Origin of the sequence: Streptomyces sp. NPDC007162 (genome assembly GCF_040634175.1) — a bacterium.
Classification (GTDB): domain Bacteria; phylum Actinomycetota; class Actinomycetes; order Streptomycetales; family Streptomycetaceae; genus Streptomyces.
This window is the reverse complement of the sequence record NZ_JBEYFC010000605.1, coordinates 1-4,716: the sequence shown is the minus strand read 5'-3', so window position 1 is coordinate 4,716 and position 4,716 is coordinate 1. Positions and strand designations below refer to the sequence as shown.

The following is a 4,716-nucleotide window of genomic DNA, read 5'->3' as shown; positions in this document are numbered from 1 at the left end:
GCGGCGTCTTCGACGAGGACAAGGGCTGCGCCGTCCGCGGCACCTTCGTCATCGACAAGGAGGGCGTCGTGCGCTGGACCGTGGTCAACGGACTCCCGGACGCCCGCGACCTGAACGACTACGTGACGGCGCTCGACACCCTGTAGGCCGGTACGGCCGTCGTGGGCCCGCACGGCCGTCTCACCGGGTCCCTTAGGGGGCGACACGGCCGACACCCGGGAATTCTTCGGGGTCCAGGGCCTGCGGGCGGTGGGAACCCGTCACTAGGATCGAATCGTTGATCCGGTATCCGACGCACGACGGGGGCACCCCGCCCCTGGACACCACATGGGAGGACTCGTGGGAGTCAGCCTCAGCAAGGGCGGCAACGTATCGCTGACGAAGGAGGCCCCCGGTCTGACCGCGGTCCTCGTCGGTCTCGGCTGGGACGTGAGGACCACCACCGGCACCGACTTCGACCTGGACGCCAGCGCACTGCTGCTGAACACGGCCGGCAAGGTCGCCAGCGACCAGAACTTCGTCTTCTTCAACAACCTCAAGAGCCCCGACGGCTCGGTGGAGCACACCGGCGACAACCTCACCGGCGAGGGCGAGGGCGACGACGAGGTGATCAAGGTCAACCTGGCCGCGGTCCCCGCCGACGTCGACAAGATCGTCTTCCCGGTGTCGATCTACGACGCCGACAACCGCCAGCAGTCCTTCGGGCAGGTCCGCAACGCGTTCATCCGCGTGGTCAACCAGGCGGGCGGCTCCGAGATCGCCCGCTACGACCTCTCGGAGGACGCCTCGACCGAGACCGCGATGGTCTTCGGCGAGCTGTACCGCAACGGCGCGGAGTGGAAGTTCCGTGCCATCGGCCAGGGCTACGCCTCGGGTCTGCGCGGCATCGCCCAGGACTTCGGCGTCAACGTCTGAGGCAGCAGAACGCCCCGGGGCGTTCGAAAGTCCGCTCTGTCCGGCGCCGCACCGTTTACGGTCGGCGCCGGACGTGCAGGACAACCGGAGAACCACCGCTAGGGGAGGACCAGCAATCATGGGCGTCACGCTCGCCAAGGGAGGCAATGTCTCCCTCTCCAAGGCCGCACCGAACCTCACCAACGTCCTGATCGGACTCGGCTGGGACGCCCGCTCCACCACCGGTGCCCCCTTCGACCTGGACGCCAGCGCGTTGCTGTGCCAGGGCGGACGGGTGCTCGGCGACGAGTGGTTCGTCTTCTACAACCAGCTCAAGAGCCCCGACGGCTCGGTGGAGCACACCGGTGACAACCTCACCGGTGAGGGCGAGGGCGACGACGAATCGATTCTGGTCGACCTTCCGAAGGTGCCGGCCACCTGCGACAAGATCGTCTTCCCGGTCTCCATCCACATGGCCGACGAGCGCGGCCAGACCTTCGGCCAGGTCTCCAACGCGTTCATCAGGGTGGTCAACCAGGCCGACGGTCAGGAACTCGCCCGCTACGACCTCAGCGAGGACGCCTCCACCGAGACCGCCATGATCTTCGGCGAGCTCTACCGCTACCAGGGCGAGTGGAAGTTCCGAGCCGTGGGTCAGGGGTACGCGTCGGGGCTGCGGGGCATCGCGCTCGACTTCGGTGTGAACGTCTCGTAGCCGCTTCGCAGTCCGGATGTGGGGCCCGCCAGACCCGTTGGACACCGGCGCCCTCTAGACTTCGGTCAACAGTGAGTAAAGCCGAGTACACGATGATTGGGTAGCCAGTGCTTCTGAAAACCTTCGGCTGGTCGTTCGCGATCACCGCGCTCGGCCTGGTCGCCGCGGTCTTCTACGGGGGCTGGGAGGCCTTCGGCATCGTGGCGATCCTCGCCGTCCTCGAGATCTCCCTGTCGTTCGACAACGCGGTCGTCAACGCCGGCATCCTGAAGAAGATGAACGCCTTCTGGCAGAAGATCTTCCTCACCGTCGGCGTCCTCATCGCGGTCTTCGGCATGCGGCTGGTGTTCCCCGTCGTCATCGTCGCGGTCACCGCCAAGATGGGCCCCATCGAGGCCGTCGACCTCGCGCTCAACAACAAGGACCGCTACCAGGAACTGGTCACCGACGCCCACCCGGCGATCGCGGCCTTCGGCGGCATGTTCCTGCTGATGATCTTCCTCGACTTCATCTTCGAGGACCGGGACATCCAGTGGCTGCGCTGGATCGAGCGTCCGCTGGCCAAGCTCGGCAAGGTCGACATGCTGTCGGTCTGCATCGCCCTGATCGTCCTGCTGATCACCTCCTTCACCTTCGCCACCCACGCCCACCAGCACGGCGGCGGGCACGTCGACAAGGCGCAGACGGTCCTGATCGCCGGTATCGCCGGTCTCATCACCTACCTGGTCGTCGGCGGTCTCTCCGGCTTCTTCGAGGACCGCCTGGAGGCCGAGGAGGAGCGCGAGCACGAGGAGGAGGAAGCGGCCGAGCGCACCGGCAAGAAGAAGTCGGCGGTGCTGCTGGCCGGCCAGGCCGCGTTCTTCATGTTCCTCTACCTGGAGGTCCTGGACGCGTCCTTCTCCTTCGACGGGGTGATCGGCGCGTTCGCCATCACCAACGACATCGTGCTGATGGCCCTGGGTCTCGGTATCGGCGCGATGTACGTCCGGTCGCTGACCGTGTACCTGGTCCGGCAGGGCACCCTGGACGACTACGTTTACCTGGAGCACGGCGCGCACTACGCGATCGGCGCGCTGGCGGTCATCCTGATGGTCACCATCCAGTACCAGATCAACGAGGTCATCACCGGTCTGGTCGGCGTCGTCCTGATCGGCTGGTCGTTCTGGTCCTCGGTGCGGCGCAACCAGCGGCTCGCGGAGGCCGAGGGAAAAGCGGGGTCGGACGAGAGGGCTGAGGTCTCCGTCTGACCGACCGAAAACAGGGTGTGACACCCTTCTGGACGAGGAACGCTCTGTTCGGGGCGATCGACACGGTCGGTCGCCCCGAGGCGTCGGCAGGAGTCACTGGGGGCGGGAATGGGTTTCTTCGACGGACTGCTGGGCGGAAGGGCGGCCGAGTTCGACTCGGGCAGCGCGGCGTCCAACTCCATCGAGCTCACCAAGCGGCACCAGCAGGTGTCCCTCACCAAGCAGGGCGCGGCCACCGGCAACCTGCGCGTCAACCTCACCTGGCGGATGCGGACCTCCGACTTCGACGGGGAGCAGCGGGAGAGCCTGTTCCGGCACCCCTTCAAGGCGCTCAGGCCGCCCGAGGTGATGGGCCACGGCCAGAGCATGGTCAACGTCGACCTCGACCTCGGGGCGCTGTACGAGCTGTCCGACGGCAGCAAGGGCGTCGTACAGCCGCTGGGCGGCCTGCTCGGGGACGTGAACGCGCCGCCGTACGTCAAGCTCAGCGGCGACGACCGGTTCGGGTCGGCGTCCGGCGAGACGATGTACGTCAACCTCGACCACCGGGACGACATCAAGCGGCTGCTGGTGTTCGTCTACATCTACGACCAGACGCCGGCGTTCGACCGCACCCACGCGATCGTCACGCTGTACCCGAGCAACGGACCGCGGATCGAGATAGGCCTCGACGAACGGCATCCGCAGGCGCGGTCCTGTGCGGTGGTGATGATCGAGAACGTGAAGGGTGAGCTGGTCGTCCGCCGCGAGGTGAAGTTCGTGTACGGGTTTCAGGGGGAGCTGGACCGGCTCTACGGGTGGGGGCTGCAGTGGGGGCGGGGGTACAAGGCGAAGGCGGACAGGTAGCAGCCGGGCAGCCGTCCCTAGCGTCCGATGAACTGCGGGCCCTGGGGCGGCAGCCGGAAGTCCGTGTTCGGGACCGTCGGTACCGGGATCGGGGCCGGCGGGGGATAGCCGTAGCCCGACTGGGGCGGCTGCTGGGTGTACGGGGACTGCGGGTAGCCGTAGGTCGGCTGGGCGGGTGAGGCCGGCTGCGGGTAGCCGTAGGCCGGCTGGGCGGGGACCGTGGTCGGCTGCTCGGGGGGCAGCGGCTGGGACGCCGACGGTTCCTCCATCGGCTCCGACTCGTCCACCGAGATGCCGAAGTCCGTGGCCAGGCCCTTGAGGCCGTTGCTGTAGCCCTCGCCCAGCGCCCGGAACTTCCAGCCCTCGCCCCTGCGGTACAGCTCCCCGCAGATCAGGGCCGTCTCGGCGCCGGTCTCCGGCTTGATGTCGAAATGGGCCAGCGCCTCGGCGTCCGGGGCGGTCGCGTCGTACAGCAGGATGCGCAGGGCGGGTACGTGTTCGAACGGGACACCGTCCGCCGACGCGACCAGGAGGATTCGGCCGACACTGGACTCGACACCGGGCAGATCTGTCTGGATCGTGTCGGTGAGGCCCTCGGCCACCCGCTTCTTGCCGAGCCGCCAGACCTTCCCGGACGGATGCCGGGGCTGGTTGTAGAAGACGAAGTCCTCGTCGGAGCGCACCCGTCCGTCGGGGCCGAGGAGCAGCGCCGAGGCGTCGACGTCCGGTACTTCCTGTCCGGGCGTCCAGCGCAGTACGGCCCGGACCGTGGCGGCCTCCACCGGGACGTTCGACCCCTTCAGCATCGCGTGCGTCATGCGGTCATCCTGCCCTCTCGGTCCTGGTCACGACAACGCGGGGTGGCTCGCGAACGACACAGCCGGGTTACCTGGAATTCATGCCCGCCGGGAACCCCGGACATGGCTTTGTACGTACTATTACCGGCCAGCCTTTACCCGTTCCACAGGGCGGCCGCCCAGGCGAAGAAGCCGAGGACGACGACGAGCGGCAGAC

5 protein-coding genes and 1 pseudogene are annotated in these 4,716 nt (G+C 67.6%); 5 read left to right on the top strand and 1 reads right to left on the bottom strand.

What is annotated here, in order from left to right; translation table 11 throughout:
- The 5 genes and pseudogenes from ABZ646_RS40295 to ABZ646_RS40275 form a co-directional block, all read left to right on the top strand.
- Nucleotides 1-146: pseudogene (locus ABZ646_RS40295) on the top strand (peroxiredoxin); the annotation flags it as partial.
- Nucleotides 147-339: 193 nt separating this feature from the next.
- The gene (locus ABZ646_RS40290; protein WP_360530845.1) at nt 340-915 is read left to right on the top strand and encodes a TerD family protein; all 576 of its coding nucleotides are present in this window, start codon (nt 340-342) and stop codon (nt 913-915) included.
- A gap of 118 nt (nt 916-1,033) precedes the next feature.
- Nucleotides 1,034-1,609 carry a TerD family protein gene (locus ABZ646_RS40285; protein ID WP_132886571.1) on the top strand — a complete coding sequence of 192 codons (576 nt, stop codon included), beginning with the start codon at nt 1,034-1,036 and terminating at the stop codon, nt 1,607-1,609.
- Nucleotides 1,610-1,716: 107 nt separating this feature from the next.
- Nucleotides 1,717-2,856, top strand: coding sequence for a DUF475 domain-containing protein (locus tag ABZ646_RS40280; protein ID WP_360530841.1), 1,140 nt, complete (start codon nt 1,717-1,719; stop codon nt 2,854-2,856).
- A 108-nt stretch (nt 2,857-2,964) separates the two neighbouring features.
- A complete protein-coding gene (locus ABZ646_RS40275) occupies nt 2,965-3,702 on the top strand; it encodes a Tellurium resistance (RefSeq protein WP_360530839.1) in 738 nt (245 codons plus the stop codon).
- Nucleotides 3,703-3,719: 17 nt separating this feature from the next.
- On the opposite strand, the gene ABZ646_RS40270 is transcribed toward ABZ646_RS40275, so the two are convergent.
- Entirely contained in the window at nt 3,720-4,520 is an 801-nt protein-coding gene (locus ABZ646_RS40270) for a TerD family protein (protein ID WP_360530836.1), read from the bottom strand.
- Between the last annotated feature and the right edge of the window lie 196 nt (nt 4,521-4,716).